This window comes from Achromobacter deleyi (assembly GCF_902859705.1).
In the GTDB taxonomy this organism is placed as follows: Bacteria; Pseudomonadota; Gammaproteobacteria; order Burkholderiales; family Burkholderiaceae_B; genus Achromobacter; species Achromobacter deleyi.
In genome coordinates this window covers 158,020-181,967 of record NZ_CADIJO010000003.1, presented here as the reverse complement: position 1 = coordinate 181,967, position 23,948 = coordinate 158,020, and the positions used below count along the sequence as shown (strand labels likewise).

The 23,948-nt window shown below is 67.0% G+C and carries 19 protein-coding genes; 3 read left to right on the top strand and 16 right to left on the bottom strand.

Features of this window, described 5'->3' with window-relative positions; genetic code table 11:
• The first annotated feature begins 394 nt into the window (after window positions 1–394).
• The gene (locus HV798_RS05810) at window positions 395–1,276 is read left to right on the top strand and encodes a LysR family transcriptional regulator (RefSeq protein ID WP_175191680.1); all 882 of its coding nucleotides are present in this window, start codon (window positions 395–397) and stop codon (window positions 1,274–1,276) included.
• A gap of 145 nt (window positions 1,277–1,421) precedes the next feature.
• Here HV798_RS05810 and lpdA read toward each other — a convergent pair whose 3' ends face one another.
• The 11 genes from lpdA to HV798_RS05755 all read right to left on the bottom strand — a co-directional run bounded on the left by lpdA (window position 1,422) and on the right by HV798_RS05755 (window position 13,637).
• Window positions 1,422–2,819 carry a dihydrolipoyl dehydrogenase gene (gene lpdA, locus HV798_RS05805; protein ID WP_175191681.1) on the bottom strand — a complete coding sequence of 466 codons (1,398 nt, stop codon included), beginning with the start codon at window positions 2,817–2,819 and terminating at the stop codon, window positions 1,422–1,424.
• 8 nt (window positions 2,820–2,827) lie between these two features.
• The gene (locus tag HV798_RS05800) at window positions 2,828–4,153 is read right to left on the bottom strand and encodes a pyruvate dehydrogenase complex dihydrolipoamide acetyltransferase (protein WP_175191682.1); all 1,326 of its coding nucleotides are present in this window, start codon (window positions 4,151–4,153) and stop codon (window positions 2,828–2,830) included.
• A gap of 10 nt (window positions 4,154–4,163) precedes the next feature.
• Window positions 4,164–4,655: a VOC family protein gene (locus tag HV798_RS05795; protein WP_175191683.1), complete on the bottom strand. Its 492-nt coding sequence runs from the start codon at window positions 4,653–4,655 to the stop codon at window positions 4,164–4,166.
• Window positions 4,652–6,835, bottom strand: coding sequence for an alpha-ketoacid dehydrogenase subunit alpha/beta (locus tag HV798_RS05790; protein WP_175191684.1), 2,184 nt, complete (start codon window positions 6,833–6,835; stop codon window positions 4,652–4,654). Before HV798_RS05790 ends, HV798_RS05795 begins: the two co-directional genes overlap by 4 nt.
• Before the next feature lie 37 nt (window positions 6,836–6,872).
• On the bottom strand, window positions 6,873–7,676 hold the full coding sequence (locus HV798_RS05785; protein ID WP_217481151.1) for an SDR family NAD(P)-dependent oxidoreductase: 804 nt from the start codon (window positions 7,674–7,676) through the stop codon (window positions 6,873–6,875).
• Window positions 7,677–7,734: 58 nt separating this feature from the next.
• Entirely contained in the window at window positions 7,735–8,454 is a 720-nt protein-coding gene (locus HV798_RS05780) for an ABC transporter ATP-binding protein (protein ID WP_025138266.1), read from the bottom strand.
• Complete coding sequence (locus HV798_RS05775; protein WP_025138265.1) at window positions 8,451–9,203, bottom strand: ABC transporter ATP-binding protein; 753 nt, start codon at window positions 9,201–9,203, stop codon at window positions 8,451–8,453. The genes HV798_RS05780 and HV798_RS05775 overlap by 4 nt, the downstream gene beginning before the upstream one ends.
• On the bottom strand, window positions 9,200–10,480 hold the full coding sequence (locus HV798_RS05770) for a branched-chain amino acid ABC transporter permease (RefSeq protein ID WP_175191685.1): 1,281 nt from the start codon (window positions 10,478–10,480) through the stop codon (window positions 9,200–9,202). The genes HV798_RS05775 and HV798_RS05770 overlap by 4 nt, the downstream gene beginning before the upstream one ends.
• Window positions 10,477–11,418 (bottom strand): branched-chain amino acid ABC transporter permease, encoded by a 942-nt coding sequence (locus HV798_RS05765; protein WP_175191686.1) that lies wholly within the window; start codon window positions 11,416–11,418, stop codon window positions 10,477–10,479. The genes HV798_RS05770 and HV798_RS05765 overlap by 4 nt, the downstream gene beginning before the upstream one ends.
• A 132-nt stretch (window positions 11,419–11,550) precedes the next feature.
• A complete protein-coding gene (locus tag HV798_RS05760; RefSeq protein ID WP_175191687.1) occupies window positions 11,551–12,786 on the bottom strand; it encodes a branched-chain amino acid ABC transporter substrate-binding protein in 1,236 nt (411 codons plus the stop codon).
• Window positions 12,787–12,830: 44 nt separating this feature from the next.
• Window positions 12,831–13,637: a shikimate dehydrogenase family protein gene (locus HV798_RS05755; RefSeq protein WP_175191688.1), complete on the bottom strand. Its 807-nt coding sequence runs from the start codon at window positions 13,635–13,637 to the stop codon at window positions 12,831–12,833.
• A gap of 240 nt (window positions 13,638–13,877) precedes the next feature.
• On the opposite strand from HV798_RS05755, the gene HV798_RS05750 reads away from it, so the two are divergent.
• Together HV798_RS05750 and HV798_RS05745 are read left to right on the top strand one after the other, a co-directional pair.
• Complete coding sequence (locus HV798_RS05750; protein ID WP_025138260.1) at window positions 13,878–14,615, top strand: SDR family NAD(P)-dependent oxidoreductase; 738 nt, start codon at window positions 13,878–13,880, stop codon at window positions 14,613–14,615.
• Between the two features lie 134 nt (window positions 14,616–14,749).
• Window positions 14,750–15,511 (top strand): FadR/GntR family transcriptional regulator, encoded by a 762-nt coding sequence (locus HV798_RS05745; RefSeq protein ID WP_025138259.1) that lies wholly within the window; start codon window positions 14,750–14,752, stop codon window positions 15,509–15,511.
• 71 nt (window positions 15,512–15,582) lie between these two features.
• Here HV798_RS05745 and HV798_RS05740 read toward each other — a convergent pair whose 3' ends face one another.
• From HV798_RS05740 to HV798_RS05720, 5 genes are all read right to left on the bottom strand, one after another.
• A complete protein-coding gene (locus tag HV798_RS05740; RefSeq protein ID WP_175191689.1) occupies window positions 15,583–16,920 on the bottom strand; it encodes an NAD(P)H-dependent oxidoreductase in 1,338 nt (445 codons plus the stop codon).
• A 94-nt stretch (window positions 16,921–17,014) separates the two neighbouring features.
• On the bottom strand, window positions 17,015–17,575 hold the full coding sequence (locus tag HV798_RS05735; protein WP_175191690.1) for a 5'-3'-deoxyribonucleotidase: 561 nt from the start codon (window positions 17,573–17,575) through the stop codon (window positions 17,015–17,017).
• 86 nt (window positions 17,576–17,661) lie between these two features.
• A complete protein-coding gene (gene thpR, locus HV798_RS05730) occupies window positions 17,662–18,192 on the bottom strand; it encodes an RNA 2',3'-cyclic phosphodiesterase (protein ID WP_175191691.1) in 531 nt (176 codons plus the stop codon).
• A 981-nt stretch (window positions 18,193–19,173) separates the two neighbouring features.
• A complete protein-coding gene (locus HV798_RS05725; protein WP_175191692.1) occupies window positions 19,174–20,655 on the bottom strand; it encodes an efflux transporter outer membrane subunit in 1,482 nt (493 codons plus the stop codon).
• 67 nt (window positions 20,656–20,722) lie between these two features.
• A complete protein-coding gene (locus HV798_RS05720; RefSeq protein ID WP_175191693.1) occupies window positions 20,723–23,941 on the bottom strand; it encodes an efflux RND transporter permease subunit in 3,219 nt (1,072 codons plus the stop codon).
• Window positions 23,942–23,948: the final 7 nt, after the last annotated feature.

Sequence of the window (23,948 nt, the reverse complement as noted above, 5' to 3'; positions counted from 1 at the left end):
GATTCCCTCGGGCGCATCGAGGTTGCCCACTCCGCAAGCCACCCCCGCGACGGGCTACGGTTTTCGAAGTTTGTCGCGCCGTTAGACCTGTGTTCAGGGAATGGAATCTGCGGGGTCGCCAAGCCGTGGCCGCGCGGGCGGCCACGTTTGGCATTGCGTTTCTAGAAAGTGTTGCGGGGGCGCTTCGCGCTGCTGGAGATCGGTTTGCTAGGGGTTCTGTTCGTCGTGGGGGGGGCGGTGATGGGCGGCGCGGCACGGACTGGCTTGCGCATGGCCTTTGTCTCGCGCGCCGCCCATCCGGCGCTCAAGAGCTTGTTGGGATTCATGGCATCCGCGCCGCTGGATAAGCGGTGGGCGGCTATAGAATTTGGGTATTCGTGACTGGGGGTCAAAAATGAGCCTGAATTCTGATGCTTTGCGGTTGTTCCTGGGCGTGGTCGACGCGGGGTCCATGAGTGCTGCGGCGGAGATGTTGGGGCAGACGGCTTCGGGGGTGAGTCGGGGGTTGTCGCGGTTGGAAGAGGATTTGGGGGTGGCGTTGTTGACGCGGACGACGCGGCGGATGGAGTTGACGGCGGAGGGGGCGCACTTTTTGCAGAAGGCGCGGCAGATTGTGCAGTCGTTGGAAGAAGCTGAGGAATGCATGCGCATCGTGAATCAGCAGCCGGCGGGGCGGTTGCGGGTGGATGCGTCGGTGCCGGTGATGCTGCATTGCGTGGTGCCGCATGTGGCGGATTTTCGGCGGGAGTATCCGGCGATTTCGTTGGAGTTGACCAGCAATGATCGGATTGTGGATCTGATCGAGCATCGTACGGATGTGGCGTTGCGGATGGGGCCGTTGAATGATTCGACGTTGCATGCGCGGCCGTTGCGGCCGCGGCCGCGGTGGTTGATGGCGAGTCCGGATTATCTGGCGCGGCGAGGGGTGCCGAAGACGGTGGACGATCTGGAAGGGCATGAGCTGCTGGGGTTCACGCAGCCTGAAAGCCTGAATGTCTGGCCGCTGCGGCATGCGGGCGGGTCGAGTTATCTGGCGACGCCTACGTTGGCGACGTCCAGCGGTGAAACGCAGCGGCAGCTGGCGTTGCGGGGGGTGGGGATTGCCTGCCTGTCGGACTTTGTGTCGCAGGAAGATCTGGAAGCGGGGCGGCTGGTGCGGATCATGGAAGATATCCACACCGATTACCTGCAGCCGATGCATGCGGTGTACTACCGCAATACGCAGTTGTCGCGGCGGATTGCGTGCTTTCTGGATTTCTTCGCCAGCCGGTTGTGAAAGAGGCGTGCCAGGGGCGATTGCACCCGGCACGCAGCGTTGGGGACGCAGCGCTCAGCTCGCGGCATCCTGCACGCAGGTGGTAGCACGGCATCCTGCACGCAGGCCGTTGCACGGCATGCCGCGCGTCGGGTGCTGCGATGCTTTATCCGTGCAGTGCGCGGCCGAACGCGGACAGCACCGATTCGTGCAGCGTTTCCGACAAGGTCGGGTGCGCGAAGATGGTGTGCATCAGGTCTTCTTCGGTGGCTTCGAGCGCAGTGGCGACGCCGTAGCCGGTGATCAGTTCCGAGGCTTCGGGGTGGATGATGTGGGCGCCGAGCAGTTGGCCGGTGGCGGCGTCGAAGACGGTTTTGACCAGGCCCTGGTCTTCGCCCATGGCGATGGCTTTGCCGTTGCCGGCGAAGGTGAATTTGCCGATGCGGATGTCGCCGCCGGTCTGCCTGGCGTGTTCGCGGGCGCGGGCTTCGGTCATGCCGATGCTGGCGACCTGGGGATGTGAGTAGGTGCAGGCCGGGATGCGCAGCGGGTCGATGGGGTGGACGGGCTGGCCGGCGATGGCTTCGACGCACAGCACGGCTTCGTGGCTGGCCTTGTGGGCCAGCCAGGGGGCGCCGGCCACGTCGCCGATGGCATAGACGCCGGGTTCGGCGGTGCGGCACAGGCCGTCGGTGACGATGTGGGTCTTTTCGACTTTGACGCGGGTTTGTTCCAGGCCCAGGTTTTCGACGTTGCCGACGATGCCGGCGGCGACGATGACGCGGTCGACTTCCAGTTCGGTCTGTCTGCCCTGCTGGTCGAGCACGACCTTGACGCCGGTGGCGGTCAGGCTGGATGACTTGACGGCGCATTGGGTCAGCACGCGGATGCCCTGTTTCTCGAAGGCCTTGCGGGCCAGGGCGGATATGTCGGCGTCTTCCTGCGGCAGGATGTCCGCGGTCATGTCGATCAGCGTGACGTCTACGCCCACGGCGCGGTAGAAGCTGGCGAATTCGGCGCCGATGGCGCCTGCGCCCACGACCAGCAGCGACTCGGGCAGGGCCGGGGGCGTCAGGGCCTGGCGGTAGGTCCAGATGCGCTCGCCGCTGGGCAGGGCGGGCAGTTCGCGGGCGCGGGCGCCGGTGGCCAGGATGATGTGGCGGGCAGACAGCGTCGTGCCGTTGTCCAGCGCCACGCGGCCGCTGCCAGCCAGTTTGGCGTTGGCAGTAAAGACGCTGATGGCATTCTTTTTCATCAGGTGGGCCACGCCCTGGCCCAGGCGGCCGGCGACTTTGCGCGAGCGGGCCACCATGGCGGCAAGGTCGGGCTGGGCGTCGGCGGCGCCCGTCACGCCGTAGTGGGCGGCGTCGCGGCAGGCGCGCAGCACGGTGGCGCTGTGCAGCAGGGCCTTGGTGGGAATGCAGCCCCAGTTCAGGCAGATGCCGCCGAGTTCGGCGCGCTCTACCAGCGCGGTGGACAGGCCTAGTTGCGCCGCGCGGATGGCGGCCACGTAGCCGCCGGGGCCGCCGCCCACGACCACCAGGTCAAACGTCGTTTTGGTCATGGCGGGGCTCACAGCAGGATGCGCACGGGGTTTTCGATCAGCGACTTGAAGGCCGCCAGCCAGCGCGCGCCCACGGCGCCGTCAACGGCCCGGTGGTCGGCCGACAGCGTCACGGTCATCACCGTGGCGGCTGCCAGGTCGCCGTTTTCGGTCACGATGGGGCGGCGTTCGGCGGCACCCACGGCCAGGATCGCGGCTTGCGGCGGGTTGATGATGGCGGCGAACTGCTTGATGCCGTACATGCCCAGGTTGCTGACCGTGAGCGAGCCGCCGGTGAATTCCTCGGGCTTCAACCGGTTGATCTTGGCGCGGCCGGCCAGCTCCACGATTTCCGTGGCGATGGCGGACAGGGGCTTCACGTCGGCGTCGCGCACGATGGGCGTGACCAGGCCGCCGTCGGTGGCCACTGCCACGCTGACGTCGGCGCCGGCATGGAATTCGATGGCGTCGTCGTGCCAGCTGACATTGACCTCGGGCACTTCGCGCAGCGCCAGGGCGGCGGCGCGCACGATGAAGTCATTGACCGACAGCTTGACCGTGCCGCCGTGGTTGGCCTGCGAACGCAGGGCCAGCAGCGCGTCCATGCGGCAGTCCAGCGTCAGGTAGAAATGCGGTACATGCTGCTTGCTTTCGGTCAGGCGGCGGGCAATGGCGCGGCGCATGCCGGTGTGCGGGACGCGGCGGGCGGGCGCGCGGGCGGATGCCGGCTGGGCGATGGCGGCCGGGGCCTGGTCGCGCGCGGCTTCGACGTCGCGGCGCACGATGCGGCCGTGCGGGCCGGTGCCGTTCACGGCCAGCAGGTCCACATGCCATTGCGCGGCCAGGCGGCGGGCCAGGGGGCTGGCGAAGACGCGGGCGCCGGGCGTAGCGGAACGCGATGCGGTGGCGGTCGATGCGACAGCCGACGTTCGGCCGGCCGATGACGAGGCAGAGGCAGCTGCGGCTTCGGCAACTGGCGCTGCCGCCGCGGATGTAGAAGCACCCGTCGACGCGCCGGCCTTGCCGGCCTCTGACGCTTGCGCTGGCGTTCCCGCGCCGCCAGCGGCAGCGCCGCTTTCCGCCAGCGCACGGTCGATATCCGCCGCGCCTTCACCTGGCGCCAGCAGCACGCCGATGACGGTGTTGATGGGCACCGAGGCGGCGCCGGCCTGCACGACGATGCGGCCCAGCACGCCGGCCTGTTCGGCGTTGATCTCGACGATGGCCTTTTCGGTTTCGATTTCGGCCAGCGCGTCGCCGACGGCGACGCTGTCGCCTTCCTGCTTGAGCCACTGGTGCAGCGTGCCGCCATCGGTGTCGGCAGCGACAGAGGGGAGTTTGATCAGGGTTGCCACGTTGTTCGTCCTATTCTGCGTGCGCGGCCAGGTCGGGCCGGTAGGCCGCCGGGTCGTCGTATTCGACCAGTTCCAGCACATTGCCTTCGGGGTCGCGGAAGAACGCCAGCCAGGTGCCGGGGCGCACTTGCATCGGCGCGGGCGCGCTGTCGAACGCCACGCCGCGCGCTTGCAGGCGCGCCACGGTGCCCGCCAGGTCGCGCACGATGAAGGTCAGGTAGGTGGCGCCCTGGCGGTCCAGGATGGCGGCGCCGCGCACCGCGGGTTCCGGGGCTTTGGTGGGTTGCAAGAGCTTGATGCGCTCGCCGTAGCTTGTCTGCAGGCGTGCCACGTCGTAACCGTGTTGCGTCAGGCCGGTGGCCCGGGCCTTGTCGGCGGGCACGCTCACGCGGTTCACCAGCGTCAGGCCGACCACGTCGGTGTAGAACGCCAGCATGGCGTCCAGGTCGGCGCAGCACAGGCCGACTTCCATCGGCACGGTCATGTCCAGGGGGGCGCTCATGCTTGTTCTCCCAGGTCGGCCAGCACGTCGGCCAGGCCGGCGATGACTTCTTCGGTGTCGGCGAAGGCCGCACGTTCCAGCACCTTGGAGATGCTGGGCGAGGCTTCGCCGCCGGTAACGCGCTTGACCGGCTGGTCCAGCCAGTCGAAGTAGCGACGCTGGATTTCGTCGGCCAGCATCGCGCCGTACGAGGTGCCGCGCGCGCCTTGCTCCACGATCAGCACATTGTTGGTCTTCTGGATGCTGGCGCCGATGGTGTCCCAGTCCAGGCTGGCGCGGTCCAGCGTGCGCAGGTCGATCACTTCGGCGTCCACGCCGGCCTCTTCGGCGGCCTTCAGGGCGCGGCTGACCATCGACAGGTAAGTCAGCACCGTGACCTTGTTGCCGCTGCGACGCACGCGTGCCTTGCCAAAGGGAATGGCGTAGTCCAGGTCGCCATCGGGTACGTCGCCCGACGAGGCGTACAGGTCGACGTGTTCGATCACCAGCACCGGGTCCTTGGAGGCCAGCGCGGTGTTCATCAGGCCGATGTATTCGTAGGGCGTGGACGGCGCGACGATGCGCCAGCCGGGCGCGGTGGCGAACACGCCGGCCGGGTCCATCGAGTGCTGCGAGCCGTAGCCCGTGCCCATCGCGACCTTGGTGCGCAAGACGAAAGGCATGTCGATGTCGCCGCCGAACATGTGGCGGGCCTTGCCGATCTGGTTGAAGATCTGGTCGGCCGCGACCCACATGAAGTCGGGGTACATGAATTCCACCACCGGCTTGTAGCGGCCGTCCATGGCCAGGCCGCCGCCCAGGCCGGCGAAGGCGTTTTCGGAAATGGGCGTGCCCAGCACGCGGTCGGGGTACTTGTCCTTCAGGCCGCGCGTGGCGCCGTTGGTGCCGCCCTTCAGGCGGTGCACGTCTTCGCCCAGCACGACGACGCCTGGGTCCGTTTCCATGCGGCGGTCCAGCACGTCGGCCACGGCATCGACGAACTTGCGTTCGACGCGGGCGCCAGTGTGGTCATCAGTATCCTGGTAGCGCAGGCCTTCCAGTTCCGAGCCGTCGCTGCGCAGGCCCACGTCACGGAAGTCGGGGCGCGGCCACAGGTCGGCGCGCACGCGCCGCTTGCCGCCGTCGGCCGCTTCGGTCAGGCGGCCCGATACGTCCTTCATCACGTCCTTGCATTGCTGGCGCAGCGCATCGACCTCGGCCTGCGTGATCAGCTTGCGGCCGATCATCTCGGCAGCGATCCTGTCCAGCGGATCGCGGCGGCGCCACGCGGCTTCTTCTTCCTTGCTGCGGTAGCCGAAGGCGCTGCCGGGGAAGGGGCCGTTCTGGTGGAAGAAGCGGTACACATCCACTTCGATGATGGTCGGGCCGTTGCCGGCGCGCATGTGGGCCACGGCTTCGGACATGGCCAGGTGCACGGCGAGGGGGTCCATGCCGTCGACCTGCCAGGCCGGGATGTTGAAGGCCTGGCCGCGGGCCGACAGGCGCGGCTCGGCGGTGGATTCTTCCACCGTGGTCGACACGGCATAGCGGTTGTTTTCGATGAAGAAGCACAGCGGCGTTTTCCACGCGGCGGTCAGGTTCATCGTTTCCAGCACCGAGCCGATGTTCACCGCGCCGTCGCCGAAGTAGGTGACGGCCACGCGGTCGGTGCCGGCATGGCGATGCGCCCAGGCCGCGCCGGCCGCCAGCGGCACGCCGCCGCCGACGATGGCGTTGGTGCCCAGCGCGCCGGCTTCCAGCCAGCGCAGGTGCATGCTGCCGCCGCGGCCGCGGCAATAACCCTGCGCCAGGCCCATGATCTCGGCCAGCGTCTTGTGCAGCACTTCGTCGATGGCGGGCGTGAGCGGGTGGCGCGGGTCCAGGCCCAGCGGCGCGACATGCTGCAAGGCCTTGGCCAGGAACTGGTGGTGGCCGCGATGCGAGCCGTTGATCTGGTCGCCGGCGCCCAGCGCCAGCACCGAACCGACGGCGCCGCCTTCCTGCCCCACGGACGAATGCGCCGGGCCGTGCACCAGGCCTGCGGCGGCCAGGTCCAGCACCGCCTCTTCAAAGGCGCGAATCCAGTGCAGCTGCGTCAGCATGGTGGCCAGCAGCGCGGGGTCCGCCTGCTGCCAGTCGCTGGCGTCGACCGTCAATTGCCGCCAGGGCGCTTGCGAGCCGAGCGGTTGGTAGGTGGCCATGAATGAATCTCCAGAAGATAGGTAAGCGTCGATGCGGTCAGAGGTAGCTGTAGCGGCTCCAGCCGCCATCGGCCACCAGGGTGTGTCCGGTGATGTAGGCGGCCTGGCGCGAGGCCAGGAAGACCGCCAGGTCGGCCATTTCGGCCGGCTGCGCCATGCGGCGCAGCGGCGTGCGCTGCTTGAGGCGTTCGGGGTCCAGGCGGCCGCGCGCGGCCAGGTCGCGCACCAGGTCCGTTTCCACGTAGCCCGGCGCCAGCGCATTGACGCGCACGCCTTGCGGGCCCCATTCCACGGCCAGGGTCTCGGTCAGCAGCACCACCGCGCCCTTGGTGGCGCAGTAGGCCGCGCGGTCGGGCGCCGCCACCACGCCGTACATGGACGCCAGGTTGATGATGCAGCCTTCGCCCTTGGGCACCATGCGGCGCCCGGCAGCCTGGGCGCACAGGAACACGCCGGTCAGGTTGATGTCGACGGCGCGGCGCCATTCGTCCACGGTGACGTCCAGCGTGGGCTTGTTGGCCGAGATGCCGGCGTTGTTGACCAGCACGTCGATGCGGCCCCAGGCCTGTTCGACCTGGGCGAAGGCGCGCTCCACGGCATCGGCGTCGGTGACCGAGGCCTGCGCGGCCAGGGCTTCGCCGCCGGCGGATTGCAGGCCGGCCACGGCCTCGGCCAGCGCGGCCGGGTCCATGTCCAGCAGCGCGACGCGCGCGCCCTGGCGGACGAAGGCCTGGGCGGTGGCGTAGCCGATGCCTTTGGCGCCGCCGGTGATCACTACGGTCTTGCCGCGCAGATCGGGGTGGATGACGTCGGACTGCGGTACTTCAGGGGTCGTGTCCAAGTGCTTGCCTTTAACGGTGCGTGATAGAGGTCTGTCGTGAGCAGGTTCGCGGGCGGCGTCAGACCGCCAGCCATTCCTGCACGACGTCCTGGCGCTCGTGCAGTTGCGCGGGCGGCCCTTCGAAAACAATGCGGCCGTGGCCCATCACGCTGACGCGGGTCGAGACCTTCAGCGCGATAGTCAACTTCTGTTCGACCAGCACCACCGATACGCCGCGCTGGTGGATGTCGCGGATCACATCGGCGATCACTTCCACGATCTTGGGCGCCAGCCCTTCGGTGGGCTCGTCGATCAGCATGACCTTGGGGTTGCCCAGCAACGAGCGGCACATGGTCAGCATCTGCTGTTCGCCGCCGGACAGGTTGCCGGCGCGGGTGTTGCGCCGCTCTTTCAGACGGGGGAAGTAGCCGAACATCTGCTCGATCGTCCATGCGGGCGCGTCGGGGCGCGGCGGCTGTTCGCCCATGCGCAGGTTCTCGTCCACCGTCAGGTTGGCGAAGACCTCGCGTTCTTCCGGCACGAAGCCCAGTCCGGCGCGCGCGATCTCGAAGGGGCGCTTGCCGGTGATGTCGCGGCCTTCGACGGTGATTTGGCCGGCGGTCACGTCCACCAGCCCCATGATGCTTTTCATGGTGGTGGAGCGGCCGGCGCCGTTGCGGCCCAGCAGGCTGACCACTTCGCCGCGATTCACTGTCAGATCGATGCCATGCAGGATGTGGCTCTTGCCATAGTGGGCGTGCACGCCTTGCAGCGCCAGCAGGGGGGATTGCATGCTCATACCGTTTCCTCTCCCAGGTAGGCTTCGCGCACGCGGGCGTCGCCGCGGATCTCGGCCGGCGTTCCGGTGGCCAGGATTTCGCCGTAGACCAGCACGCTGATGCGGTCGGCCAGCGAGAACACCACCTGCATGTCGTGTTCGACGATCAGCAGCGTGCAGTCGCGCGTCACGTCCTTGATGAGTTCGACGGTGTAGTCGACCTCGTGCTGCGACATGCCCGCCATCGGCTCGTCCAGCAGGATCACCTTGGGACGCGAAGCCAGCGTCATGCCGATTTCCAGCGAACGCTGCTCGGAATAGTTCAGGTCGCCTGCCGCGGTGTGCTGCTTGGGCGCCAGGCGCACCTTTTCCAGCAGCTGGTCGACGTTTTCGTTCACCGCGCGGTGGCGGGCGATGGGGCGCCAGAAGTTGTAGACCAGCCCGTGCATGCGCAGCACCGCCAGGCGCAGGTTCTCGCGCACCGACAGGCGCGGGAACACGTTGGTGATCTGGAACGAGCGTGCCAGGCCCAGGCGGTTGATCTGCTCGGGCGGCAGGCCGCCGATGGAACGCGAACGCAGGGTGATGTCGCCCGAGGTCGGCGCGAACGAGCCGGACATCAGGTGAAACAGCGTTGACTTGCCGGCGCCGTTGGGGCCGATGACGGCATGGCGTTCGCCGGCTTCCACTTGCAGGTTCACGCCGCGGATGATCTGTGCGTCGCCGAACGACTTGCGCACATCCGTCAGTGTCAGGATTTCGTGGCTCATCGCGCGGCCTCCAGCACGGGCGCGGCATCGCTGCCGCTACGCCACAGGGCGATGGCCCAGCGGCAGGCGGCCAGGCCGGCGGCGAACAACGCCAGCGGCACCAGCCAGGTGGACAGCGCCAGCGGCGCCCAATCACGGCCGAACAGCGCGATGGCGGGCCAGCCGGCATCGGGGTTCATCGCCAGCAGCGCACGGTAGTCGCGGGCGAACATGCGTTGCAGCAGTTCCACGCTGAAGACCGTGGCGGCCGTCAGCAACAGGCCGCTGGCGACCGACACGGCGGCGCGCGGCAGCCAGTCGGCCAGGCCGCGCTCGCGCAGCGACTTGGCGGCGCGCTGCACCAGGCCCACCAGCCCGTCCGGCACGAACAGCATCACCAGCACGAACAGCACGCCCTGGTACAGCAGCCACGAACGGGTGATGTCGGCCAGCGTCTGCGACAGGAAGGTCAGGATCGATGCGCCCAGCACCGGGCCCAGGAAGGCGTTGACGCCGCCGATATAGGCGAACAGCACCGCGTCGGTGGACAGCTTGACTTCGAACAGCACGTAGTTGCCGGCTTCGATGTTCAGCGCCTGCAAGCCGCCGGCAATGCCGGCAAACATGGCCGACAAGGCGAACACCAGGGTCTTGAGCGCATGCGGCCGGTAGCCCAGGTAGCGCAGGCGGTTGGCGTTTTCGCGCAGGCCCAGCGTCAGGCGGCCCAGCGGCGTGCGGGTCAGCCCGTACAGCGCGGCCAGCGACACCAGCACCCAGGCCAGCACCAGGAAATACACCTCGATGTCGGACCCGAAGGAAAAGCCCCAGGCCGGCATGCGCATGGCCGACAGGCCCGCTTCGCCGCCGAACACGCCTTTCAGGTGCGGGGCCAGCGCGTGCAGCAGCTCGGCCAGCGCCAGCGTGATCATCGAAAAATACACGCCGGACCGCATGGTGGCGAACCAGCCGGCGACCAGGCCGAACAGCAGGCCGGCCACGCCGCCTGCCAGCGGCATCAAGGGCGTGGGCAACAGGCCCGCGCCGCCCAGTGCGTTCATGGCGTGGATGGTGGCGAAGGTGCCCACGCCGAAATACGCCGCGTGGCCGAACGACAGCATGCCGCCCTGGCCTGCCAGCAGGTTGAAGGCGCAGGCAAACAGCGCCGCGATCAGCATCTGCACTGCCGCGACCAGCTGGCCTGCCGGCAGCAGCCAGGGCAGGGCGCACAGCGCGGCGACACAGACGACAAGCAGCAAGGCGGCCGAGATGCGGCCAGTGGAACTCATGGCCTGGCTCATGCTTGCTCTCCTTTCAGGCCCGACGGCTTGACCAGCAGCACCACCAGCATCAGCAGGAAGGGCAGCGTGGCGGCCAGGCTGGATATCTTCACGGTCATCAAACCGCCCACGCTTTCGGCCCACTCGCCGGCGCCGAACAGGCCGAACAGGGTTGCGAGGCTGGCGTCGATGCCGACCGAGAACGAACTGATCAGGCCGATCAGCAGCGACGCGATCATGGCGCCGCCCAGCGACCCCAGCCCGCCCACCACGACCACCACGAACACCAGCACGCCCAGTTCCAGCGCCATGTTCGGATTGGTGGTGTAGAAGGCGCCGGCCACGGCGCCGGCCAGCCCGGCCATGGCCGCGCCCACGCCGAACACGCTCATGAACACCAGCGGCACGTTGTGGCCCAGGGCTTCTGCCATGCGCGGCCGGTAGATGGCCGAGCGCACCACGATGCCGACGCGGGTGCGCGACAGCAGCAGGTAGATCACGCCGAACATCGCCAGCGACACGCCGCCCATCAGCAGGCGATAGAAGGGGTAGTCGGCATCGAACACGCGGAACGCCGCGAAATTCAGGAAGGCCGGCACGCGGTAGTCGACCGGGAAGTCGCCGTAGAACAGCTTGATGAGCTCGGCGACGATGAACGCCAGGCCGAAGGTCACCAGCAATTCCTGGGCGTGGCCGAACTTGTGCACGCGGCGCAGGAAGAAACGTTCCACCCCCATGCCCAGCACGCCCGCGATGACGGTGGCCAGCACCAGCGCCGTCCAGAACCCGGTGACGGGCGCCAGGGTGTAGGCGGCGTACGCGCCTATCATGTAGAACGAGGCGTGCGCGAAGTTGAGCACGCCCATCATGCCGAAGATCAGCGTCAGGCCTGCCGACACCATGAAAAGTAGCAGGCCGTAGATCACGCCGTTCAACAGCGAGACCGTAAAGTATTCCATGTCCGCTCCAAAATTCTTGCACGCCAGGCGCTGTGCACCTGGCGATTCATCACGCCCTGTTTTTGTCCGGCCCCGCGCCGGTGAGCGTTGTTGTGATGCCGCCGCGAGCCCTGCGGCCCGCGGCGGGGTCCATCAGTCCGGGCGCACCATCTTGCACGTGGCCTGCACCGGCGCGGACACGTCCGCCGCGGCCAGCACCTTGACCGGCTCGAAGCCCATGTCGGTGCCATCGGCCTTGTACTTGGCGTTCTTGCTGACCTTGGACACCACCATCGGCAGTTGCACCTGGTGGTCTTCGGCGCGCATGGTATAGGTGCCCAGCGGCGAGGTGTAGGTGACCTTTTCCAGCGCACGGGCCAGGTCCGGTACCGACAGCTTGCCGTCCTTGGGTTGGACCTGCTTGAGCGCTTCGCCCAGGAAGGTGATGCCGATGACGGTCTGCGGTTCGGTGTAGCTGGGGTAGTGGCCGGTCTTGGCCTTGTAGTCTTCGGCGAACTTGGCGCCGTCTTCGCCCGCGGCTTCGATGTTGTAGGGGTGGGCGATGTAGTGGCCCAGCGCCACGTCGCCTGCATTGGCCAGGTTGCCCACCTGGTCCAGGAACACCGTGGCAAAGCGCACCTTCAGGCCGGCCGATTGCGTGGCCTTCATGAGCAGCAGCAGGTCGTTGGACCAGTTGCCGGTGATGACGGTGTCCGGCGTGGCTGCGCGGATGCGGGCCACGTAGGGCGCGAAGTCCTGGATCTTGTTGACTTCGTGCAGCGTCTTGCCCACCACTTCATAGCCGTACTGCTTGGCAAAGCGCTCGGTGGCGCCTTCCATGTCCTGGCCCCAGGAATAGTTCTGGTTGATGGCGTACACGCGCTTGCCCAGCGTGCCGTCGGCCGACATGACCGAGGCCAGCGCCTTCACGCGCAGGTCGGCATTGGTGGTGAAGCGGAAATGATAGAAGTGGCACTTCTGGCCCGTCAGTTCCAGGGCTTCGCCGCCGACGTTCAGGAAGACGACTTCCTTGCCCGGGTTGCGCAGGTTGTGCTTGCGCACGTCTTCGGTCAGCTGGCCCGATATGGCCGACGACGAGCCTTGCACCAGGATCTGCACGCCTTCGGCGGCCGCTGCGCGGAAGCGATCGGATGCGCCCACCGGGCCGCCCTGGTTGTCGAATTCGACCAGTTCCAGCGGCTGGCCGTTCCAGCCGCCGGCCGCATTGATGCGGTCCAGTTCATATTTGACCGCAGCGCGGAACATCAGGCCGGTCGAGGCCTGCGGGCCCGACAGCGTTTCGATCAGGCCGATCTTGACGGGCGCGGCCTGCGCGGATGCGGCAATGCCGGCCAGGCACAGCAGGCCGGTAGTGAAAGCCAATTTCATGCGTGTCTCCTCCGTGGGACGGGAGTGTGGGGTCCGTGAATCAATCAAGCTGCTTGATGCGGCTCTTGTATGCCCAGGAAGCGGGCAATTTCCGTGAGCTGGCCTTCCAGCATGTACAGGCCGGGATGCGTGCGGCAGCCGCGCGCGGCAGCGGCGCGCAGCAGCGGCGTGTCGACGCGGCTCATCACGGCGTCGGCCACGACGGTGCCGGGCGCCAGGGCGTCCAGCTGGAAGGGCAGGGGATCGGTGTCGGCCAGGCCCAGCGAGGTCGCGTTGATCGCGATGTCACAGGCCTCGGGGCGTGGGCCGCCCACGCGGATGGCCAGCGCGGGGCAATGGCGCGCCAGGCGTTCAGCCAGGGCCTCGGCCTTGTCCGGCGAACGGTTGTACAGGCAGAGGCTGGCCGGGCCGGCCTCGGCGATGGCGCAGGCGATGGCCTTGCCGGCGCCGCCCAGGCCCGCCAGGTAGACGTGGCGTCCGGCCGGGTCGTGGCCCTGGCTGCGCAGGCCGGCCACGAAGCCCAGGCCGTCGAAGTTGCCGCCGGTCAGGCAGCCATCTTGCAGGCGCACGGCGTTGACCGCGCCGATCAATTGCGCGGCCGGGGTCAGTGCATCGCACAGGGCGGCGGCGCTTTCCTTGTGCGGCACGGTCACGACGATGCCGCCCAGGTTGGCCAGGCCGCGCAGGCCCGCGAACAGGGCGGGCAGCGCGGCGGCCTTGACGTGGAAGGGGACCATCACGCCGTCCACGCCGCGCTCGCGCAGCAGGGCATTGAGCCGCTGGGGCGTCCTGACGTGCGCGATCGGGTCTGCCGCGATCGCGAATACGGTAGTGCTGCCGGTGATGTCCACCTGGTTGTCCCCTGCCTGTCCTGCGGCCCTAGGCCGTGCTTTTTGCTGACGCCCTTGCCTGGAAGCGCGGCTTGATTTACGCTTTCATCACAAGTTGTCAGGCAACTTTATTAAGTTGTCCGATAAATCATAGGGCAAGCGTTTTTCCCGTGTCAAGCAACGGATTCGGCGGTTCAATCGAATTCGTGGGCGGCCGCCGGGATCCGGCGCGGGCCGCTCGAACAAAGCTTTGGAGACAGCATGATTTCGTTCGAAGGACAGGTAGTGGCCATCACTGGCGCGGGCAATGGCATCGGTCTGGCGACCGCGCGGCTGATGGCCGCACACGGCGCCCGGCTGGTGCTGACCGATATCGACAAGGCGCGCCTGGAAGAGGTGGCCGCCGAGCTGGACGCCAGCGGCCAGCGGGTCTACACCCATGCGCTGGACGTGGCGGCCTCGGCCGACTGCGACCGCGTGCTGGAACGCGCCGCGCAGCACTTCGGCGGGCTGGACCACCTGGTGCACTGCGCCGGCATCTACCCCGAACAGCTGGTCAAGGACACCAGCGACGAGGCCTGGAAAAAGCTGATGGGCGTGAACCTGGACGGCACCTTCTACGTCTGCCGCGCCGCCCAGCGCCACCTGCGCCAGAATGGTTCGGTGGTGCTCCTGACCTCGCTGGCCGCGCAGCGCGGCAGCTACGCCCACGCCGCCTATTCGGCGTCCAAGGGCGCGGTGCAGAGCTTCACCCGCAGCCTGGCGCTGGAACTGGCGCCGCAGATCCGCGTGAACGCGGTGGCGCCCGGCATCATCGCCACGTCCATGACCCACGATCTGATCGGCCAGAAGGGCGCCCAGTTGCTGGAAAGCACCCCGCTCAAGCGCTTTGGCACCGCCGACGAAATCGCCGGCGCCATCGCCTTCCTGTGCTCGCCCTTGGCGGGCTTCGTCACGGGCGAAGTCATGCAGGTCAACGGCGGCATCTATATCGCGTAAAGTCTCAAACCGCCGTGCCCTTGCAACCCGGCAAAATCCTATAATTTTCAAGGGCGCGGCCGCAGTGAAACGTCGAAAACTCCTATAACCCAAGGCAGCCGCCCAGCGAGCCGCCTTACGTTTTAATGAACCTCATGCAGCCCATATCCGAACAGGACCGGCGGGACCCCGACCCGCAACGCGCCGCGCCCAAGCATTCGCTATCCGCGGGCGTGGCCGACGCGCTGGCCGAGCAGATCCGCCAGGGCGCGCTCGCGCCCGGCGACCGCCTGCCCACCGAAAAGCAACTGACCGAGATCTACTCCGTCAGCCGCGCCGTGGTGCGCGAGGCGCTGGCGCGCCTGAAGTCCGAAGGCCTGATCACGTCGCAGCAAGGCAGCGGCGTCTTCGTCGACCCGAACTTCCAGCGCAACGCCTTCCGTATTGCCGCGCCGTCCCCGGGCGACAGCCAGGACCTGGAACACATCCTGGAACTGATGCTGTCCATCGAAGTCACCGCGGCCCGCTACGCCGCGCAGCGCCGCACCGACGCCGACCTGAAAAAGATGCGCCAGGCGCTGGTCGGCATGGAGTACGCGCTGATCAACGACAAGCTGGGCGACGAAGAGGACTACCAGTTCCACCAGTCCATCGTGCAGGCCACCCACAACCCGCACCTGGTGGCGCTGAACGACTACCTGGAAGCCAATGTGCGGCGCGTCATCCGCAGCGCGCGCAACAACACCGCGCGCCGGTATGCCGAACGCATGGCGGCGGTGCAGAGCGAACACCAGGCGATCTTCGCCGCCATCGAAAACGGCGATCCCGACGCCGCGGGCCGCGCGGCCGAACAGCATCTGCGCAACGCGGCCGACCGGCTGCGGCTGTTCCAGGCGGAACGGCCGGCGCCGGTGTGAACCCGCTAGGCGTGGAAGGATAAGCGCGCTGCGGCGGGCGAGTCGTTGTAGCGACCGCCGCAGGCCAGGCCTCAAGCGAAGGTCTGTTCCATCTCGCGGCGGAATTGCACCGCCTGCGAGCGGTCGTCGTATTCGACGTCGCTCCAGCGGATCGCCTGCGACTGGCGCACCGCGTGCTTGAGCTTGACCTGGTGCGACAGCCCCAGCGGCAGGTAGCCTTCTTCGACCGAATCGCGCGCCGGCATCAAGCGGCCGTACACCGTGTAGCCGCCTTCGCCGTCCAGCAGTTGCCCGGCCTGCAGATCGCGCTTGGCCGTGGCCACCACGTCGCCGTGCCAGCCGGCCGGCGCACCCGTGGGTTCGCGGCGCAATCCCACGCTGGCCACGCTGATGCCCAGTTCCAGCCCGATCAGGTGATAGGGCTTGTACATGGCGGTGTAGTTACCGCCGGGGTCGGTGACCAGCCCGTATTCCTTGAAGCAGCGGCGCACATAATCGCTATCGGCCGCCAGCGTCACGTACACGCCCCAGCGCAGGTCGCGAAACACCGGCCGCCCATCGCGCTCAAGTGAGGAAATCACCTCGACCTGCCCGCGATGATGCAGGATGCCGCCGTCTTCGCGCGGCCGCAGCACCCGCGCCAGGTCATCCACCCCGCAAGGCGGAAAGTGCAGCCCCGACGGCGACGGCAACAGCCCCGTGGCATTGGATACCGCCGCCATTTCGATGGCGCTCTTGGTGCCATCGAGGAAGCTGTTGAACATCTGCGCATTGAAGTCGCCGGCCGCCACCATTTCGGCGGTAAAGCCGTAGTACGGCCACACGGTATCCGGCGTCGACGTATGGAATTCGGGCAGATACTTGGTGCCCTTGCCCGCCGCCATGACCTCGAAGCCACTGGCGCGCGCCCAGTCCACCATTTCGCAGATCAACGCCGGCTGGTCGCCATAGGCCAGCGAATACACAATGCCCGCCTCGCGGGCGCGCCTGGCCAGCAACGGCCCCGCCAGAGAGTCGGCTTCGACATTGACCATGATGATGTGCTTGCCATGTTCGCAGCAGGCCAGCACGTGCCCGATGCCCGCGGCCGCCTGGCCGGTAGCATCGATGACGATATCGACATCCGGGCTGGCGATGACCGCGTACGGGTCGTCGCTGAAATACACCTTGCCGTTCTTGAACGCGTCATTGACGCTGGCCGCATTGAGCGCCGTCGCCGGCCACCCCACCCGGGTCAGCGCCGCGCGGGCGCGGTCGGGCGCCAGGTCAGCCACCGCCACCAGGCGCATGCCCGGCGTGCGCGGAGCCTGGCTCATGAACATCGCGCCAAACTTCCCGGCGCCCAGCAGCGCTACGCGCAAGGGCTTGTGGTCGGCTTCTCGCTGCTTGAGCAGACGGTGCAGATTCATGGTGCAGGCTCCTCCAGGAAATGGGGATACAGCACCACAGAATAGTCCTAAAACATGACGGCTGAACAGGCCCGGATTGGCCACCCATCCGATGTCATTCGTCCGCGGTATAAAGCTCCCCGGCCAGCACGTTGCGCCAGTTGCTCCAGTTGATGCGCGGCCGGTCGGTAACCCCCCGGTTGTAGGGTGCATCGAACAGAATATGCTTCCAGCGCGGCTTGACCGCCCCCTGGATCAGCGGCTTGTCATCGATCAGCAGGTCGCCCTGCACCAGCGTCTTGTCCTTGGTCAGGATCAGCCGGTTGGTCGCCTCGCGCCCCAGGTGCTTTTCCACCCACAGATACTTCTCGGCCACGCAGTTCTCGAATTGCGACAACGGCGACGTGCAGATGCGCACATCCATGCCCAACGCCAGCAATTCCTTCACCGCATCCAGCGCCCCCGGAACGGGAGGCAGATTGCGAATGAACCCCGGCGCCGTATAGATGGCCTCGGCCATACCGCGCAGTTCCGGCGCATAGTCTTCACGAATGTAGAAAGACTTGCGGTCTTCAAACGCCACCGGCGCAATATCGGGATGACGCTCGTGCCAGGCATCGATAAACGCATGTTCGAAGTCGGCGAGCACGCCGTCTTGGTCGAGCAGGATGATCATGAAGATCCTAAGTCGTTGCGACGCGCTCGATTGTGCCAGAGTGCGTCAAGGCCAGTCAGCCGCGCCTACCCAGACCCAGGCGACGCCTAAACCGGCTGCGGCCGCGACTGGGCCACCACGCGATAGCGGCTGCCCCCCGTAGACGACTCCGACGCCACCAGCACCATCCGGTCATAACGCCACACCTGCGGCGCAGGCACCGCCACCGGCGGCTCGACCTGCTCGATGTTGCGCAGCAAGGTCACATGCGGCCGAAAGGGCTGCGTCGGCGGCACCAACCCAAACGCCGACAACCACAGCCACAACCCATCATGAGTCGCCTGCAACAGATCCGGCACCTGACTGGGCCCCGCCCACAAGATGCGCTGCCGCGCAAAAACCCCGTACTGATCCAGGGTCACCGCCCCCGGAATCAACCGATGGTAGGGCGTGGCATCAATCAATTCGTCAGCAATCTCCTGGTCAACCGCCCCAAGAAACGCCAACGTCATATGCAAGGTCTCGGTCCGCATGACCCGCCCCTGCGCGTGCGCCCGAGCTTGATCCGCCCAAGAGGCAAGCGTGGTGGCCAGCTGAGCGTCAGGCCAGAGCGCGTAGAAAAGGCGAGTCGTAGACATGGCGGTGATTGTAGGACCGTGGGGGAGTTTTTGGTGTGCCTTGGCTTTGGTTCTTAAGTCGCGCTTGGCGGGGTCGGCTGGCAGAGGGCGGGGCTACGATTGCGGTCCGGAGCCTTCGCTCCGGACTTCCCCTTCGTCATCCTCGTCCGCCTTCGGCTCCCTACGGATTCCCTCGGGCGCATCTACACGCCCCGCCCTCTGCCAGCCGCCCCCGCCAAGCGCTCACACTGTGGATTAGCTTCGGATTCTGGGGAGGGCGGTGTGCTTGGCATGGTAGCCACGGTCAGAGTGGGGTGGGCGGGGTGGGACGGTGCCCGCTTCGTGCCGGCCGCGCGGGCGGCCTTACGAAGCTTACGCGGCGTCTTGCGAGCGCCGATGCCGCTCTCGCGTGTGGGTAGCGGGGTTGGTGGCATCAGCAATGCTGTTGGCCTGTAGCGGCGCGGATGCCGTGGCGTTCGACATGAATGAGCAGCGCCCGATGGGCGGCGCGCGAGACAGTCAGCATGCGCAAGCAGGACCTTGCCGCGCCGCCCATCACCGCCCCACCCCCACGATGTGGGACCCAATAGAAAACCAATCTCCAACAGCGCGAAGCGCCCCCGCAACACTTTCAGCAACACGAATGCCAAACGTGGCCGCCCGCGCGGCCGCGGCTTGGCGACCCTGTAGATCTCATGCCCTGACCACAGGTCTAGCAGCGCAACGAACCGAGACACGCGTAGCCCGGCGCGGGGGTGGCTTGCGGAGTGGGCAACCTCGATGCGCCCGAGGGAATCTGAAGGGAGCCGAAGGCGGACGAAGATGACGAGGGGGAAGTCCGGAGCGAAGGCTCCGGACCGCAATCGTGGGCGCCCACTCCGCAAGCCACCCCCGCGACGGGCGACCTACGAAGCCCACCCCTCTGCCCAAACATCAAATCACCGCCAAAAAAAAGACCCCGCAGGAACTACTTCCCGCAGGGCCCACCATCCAAACAAACACTCAAGGATTAGCAGCAACAGCATCAGGCACAGGATTCCCCCACCCGCCCCCAATCGCCCGAATCAGATCCACAGCCGACCGCGCCTGCTCACCACTCAACTGCACCGCAACCCGCTGCTGCAACAGCACACTACGGTCAGCCTCGATCACATCCAGATAGCTGATCGAACCTTCACGGTATTGCGTATGCGACAGCTTCGCCGCCCGCGCCGATGCTTCCACTGCTGCATCTTGCGCCCGCGTCTGGTCCGCCAGGATTCGCAGATTTGCCAGATTGTCTTCCACCTCGCGGAACGCGTTCAGGACCGTTTGGCGGTATACCGCCACGTCTTCCTCGTAGACTGCGCGGGCGCGGTCCAGGCCGGCCTGGCGGCGGCCGCCGTCGAAGATCGGCATCGACAGCGCGGCGCCTACCAGCGGGCCCAAGAGGAACGTGCGGCTTGACCATTGGAACAGGTTGCCCAGTTCCGATGATTCGTAGCCGAATGCGCCCGTGATATCCAGACGCGGGAAGAATGCCGACTTGGCTGCGCCCACTCGCGAGTTTGCTGCCGCCATCGCGCGTTCGGCGGCCGCGATGTCCGGACGGCGTTCCAGCAGCGTCGATGGCAGGCCTGCCGGGATCGACAGGGCCACCTTCTGGATCGGTTGCGGCGGCATCGTGAATTCAGACGGCGCGCGGCCCAGCAGCACTGCCAGCGCATGCTCGCCCGCCGCGCGGCGGCGGTCGATGCCCAGCGCTTCCGATTGCGCCGAGGCCAGTTCTGCCTTGGCGCGGGCCAGGTCCAACTCGCTGATATCGCCCGCATCGTAGCGGCGCTGGATCAGCTGCAGCGTGTCCGTGCGCAGCTTCACCGTCTGGTTGTACAGCGCCGATTCTGCGTCTTGCTCGCGCACCAGGAAATACGTGCTTGCCACGTCGGCTTGCAACGCCAGCAGCACCGAGCGGTACAGCGCCTCGCTTTGCTGCGCGTCTGCCGTCGCTGCGTCCGACGTCGAAGCCACGCGGCCGAACAGGTCGGCTTCATAAGACACCGTGCCTTGTGCGCGCCAGGTCGTGCTCGGGCTCGTCGGCGTGCCGTCCGGCAGGCCTTGCGACACGGCCGACGGGCGTTGGCGGCTGGGGCCGAAGGCCGCGTCCAGGCTCGGGAAGAAGCCGGCGCGCGCCTCGCGTTGCAGCGCGCGGGCCTGCTTCAGGCGAGCCGCGGCGGCCTGCAGGTTCTGGTTGGCCTTTTGGGCCTCGTCCTGCAATTGGTTCAGGCCTTCGTCGCCGAACACCTTCCACCAGGCGCCCCGCAGCGCGTCTTCCGACGGCTCGGCGGCCTTCCAGGTGCCCGCTTCCGAAGCGGGCAGGGCGGCTTCCTTGTAGGCCGCCGGCGCGGCGGCCGCGGGCCGTTCATAAGTCGGGCCCACCGCGCAGCCGGCCAGCACGAGCAGGACGGCAAGCAGGGCGGAACCGCGGATCAGTCTTTTGGTCTTCATGACGATTCTCTTGGGCGCGCGCCCCGCCGTTCAAGACGGGGCGCGCTGGCTATTTTTCCAGGCTGGCTCAGGCGTTGTGCTGCGTGGCGGGCGGCGCGTTCGGGTCGATGTGCGGCACGCACACCGGCGCTTCATGCTGCGCGGCCGAGTGCAGCGTCTTGCCGCTCATCGAACGCAGCAGCACGTAGAACACCGGCGTCAGGAACAGGCCGAACAACGTCACGCCCAGCATCCCGAAGAACACCGCGACACCCATGGCATGGCGCATTTCCGAGCCTGCGCCCGACGACAGCACCAGCGGCACGACCCCCATGATGAACGCGATGGACGTCATCAGGATCGGGCGCAGACGCAGGCGGCTGGCCTCGATGGCGGCTTCCAGCGGGGAGCGGCCGTCGTTCATTTCCAGCTCGCGGGCGAACTCCACGATAAGAATCGCGTTCTTCGCCGACAGCCCCACCAGCACCATCAAGCCGATCTGCGTGAAGATGTTGTTGTCGTTGCCCGTCAGGTACACGCCTGTCAGCGCGGCCAGGATGCTCATCGGCACGATCAGGATCACGGCCAGCGGCAGCGTCAGGCTTTCGTACAGCGCCGCCAGCACCAGGAACACCAGCAGCACGCTGATCGGGAACACCCACAGGCCGGCGTTGCCCGCCAGGATCTGCTGGTACGTCAGGTCCGTCCATTCGAACTTCACGCCGCGCGGCAGGGTTTCCGCCGCCACGCGCTCGGCCGCGGCTTGCGCCTGGTCCGACGAATAGCCGGGGGCCGGGCCGCCGTTGATGTCGGCGGCGGTGTAGCCGTTGTAGCGCACCACCATTTCCGGACCGAACGTCTGCTTCACCGTCACCAGCGACGACAGCGGCACCATGTCGCCCGCGGCATTGCGGGTCTTCAGCTGCAGGATGTCGTCGGCGTGGGCGCGGAACGGCGCATCAGCCTGGGCCCGCACCTGGAACACGCGGCCGAAGCGGTTGAAGTCGTTGACATACATGGAACCCAGGTAGATCTGCATGGTGTCGAACACTTCGGTCACCGGCACGCCCAGCTGCTTGGCCTTCACGCGGTCCAGGTCGACGTCCAGCTGCGGCACGTTGATCTCGTAGCTCGAGAACGCGGGGCCCAGTTCAGGCGTCTGGCGAGCCTTGGCCAGGAAGGCCTGCTTGGCCTTGTCCAGCTCGGCATAGCCCAGCGCCGCGCGGTCTTCCAGTTGCAGCTTGAAGCCGCCCAGCGTACCCAGGCCCAGCACCGGCGGGGGCGGGAACACGGCGATGAACGCCTGCTGGATGGCGCCGAACTTCTGGTTCAGCGACGCCGCGATGGCGTTGCCGGACAGCGCCGCGCCCTTGCGTTCGTCGAACGGCTTCAGGGCCACGAACACGATGCCCGCGCTGGAGCTGTTGGTGAAGCCGTTGATCGACAGGCCGGGGAACGCGATCGCGCTTTGCACGCCCGGTTCCTTCAGGGCGATGTCGCTCATCTGGCGGATCACTTCTTCCGTGCGGTCCAGCGACGCGCCGTTGGGCAGCTGGGTAAAGCCGATCAGGTACTGCTTGTCCTGCGCCGGCACGAAACCGCCGGGCACCAGGTACGACACCCCGATCGTGGCCGCCACCAGCACTACGTAGACGCCCATGGCGCCGGCCTTGCGGCGGATCACGCCTGCCACGCCCACGCCGTAGTTCTCGGAGGCGCGGCCGAACATGTTGTTGAACCAGTTGAAGAAGCGGCCGAACACGCGGTTCATGCCCCGGGTCAGCCAGTCCGGCTTGTCGTGGTGGCTCTTGAGCAGCAGGGCCGACAGGGCCGGCGACAGCGTCAGCGAGTTGAAGGCCGAGATCACCGTCGAAATGGCGATGGTCATGGCGAACTGCTTGTAGAACTGGCCGGTCAGGCCGGTCATGAAGGCCAGCGGCACGAACACGGCGCACAGCGTCAGCGCGATGGCGATGATGGGGCCGCTGACTTCACGCATGGCGCGATAGGTCGCATCGCGTGGACTCAAGCCCGCCGCAATGTTGCGTTCGACGTTTTCCACCACCACGATCGCATCGTCGACCACGATCCCGATGGCAAGCACCATCCCGAACAACGACAACGCGTTGATCGAATAGCCGAACATCAGCAGCAGCCCGAAGGTACCGACGATGGACACCGGCACCGCCAGCAGCGGGATGATCGACGCACGCCAGGTCTGCAGGAACAGGATCACCACCAGCACCACCAGCGCGATGGCTTCCAGCAGCGTGTGCACCACGGCTTCGATACTGGAACGCACGAACTGGGTCGGGTCGTATTCGATGCGGTATTCCACGCCCGGCGGGAAGTCCTGGGCCAGCTCGGCCATGGCGGCGCGCACCTTGGACGACACGTCCAGCGCGTTGGCGCCCGGCGACTGCATGATGCCCATGCCGACCGCCTGCTTGTTGTCCAGCAGCGAACGCAGGCCATATTCCTGCGCGTCCAGTTCCACGCGGGCCACGTCCGACAGGTGCGTCACGGCGCCGTCGGGCGAGGTCTTCAGGATTATGTCGCGGAATTCCTCTTCGGTCTGCAAGCGGCCGCGTGCGTTCACGTTCAGCTGCAGCGGCACGTCGCCCTGGGTGGGGGACGCGCCGATCACGCCGGCAGCGACCTGCACGTTCTGTTCGCGGATGGCGGCCACCACTTCGCTGGCCGTCATGCCGCGCTGCGCGACCTTTTGCGGGTCGAGCCAGACGCGCATGGAGTAGTTGCCCGAACCCCACACCGTCACTTCGCCCACCCCGGTAATGCGCGCCAGGCGGTCCTTGACGTTCAGGATCGCGTAGTTGCGCAGGTAGGTGATGTCGTAGCGGTCGTTGGGCGAGATCAGGTGCACCACCAGCGTCAGCGTGGGCGAGCTCTTGGTCGTCGTGACGCCCAGGCGCTGCACGTCCGGCGGCAGGCGCGGCAGCGCCTGCGACACGCGGTTCTGCACCAGCTGCTGCGCCTTGTCCGGGTCCACGCCCAGCTTGAAGTTGACCGTCAGCGTCAGGTTGCCGTCGCTGTTGGCCTGCGACTGCATGTACAGCATGTTTTCCACGCCGTTGATGGATTCCTCCAGCGGCGAGGCGACGGTTTCGGCGATGACCTTGGGGTTGGCGCCCGGATACTGCGCGCGCACCACCACGGACGGCGGCACCACTTCCGGGTATTCCGAGATGGGCAGCTGGAACATGGCCAGCAGGCCGCCCAGCAGCACCAATATTGACAACACCCCGGCGAAGATCGGCCGGTCGATGAAGAATTTCGAGATATTCATGAACGTT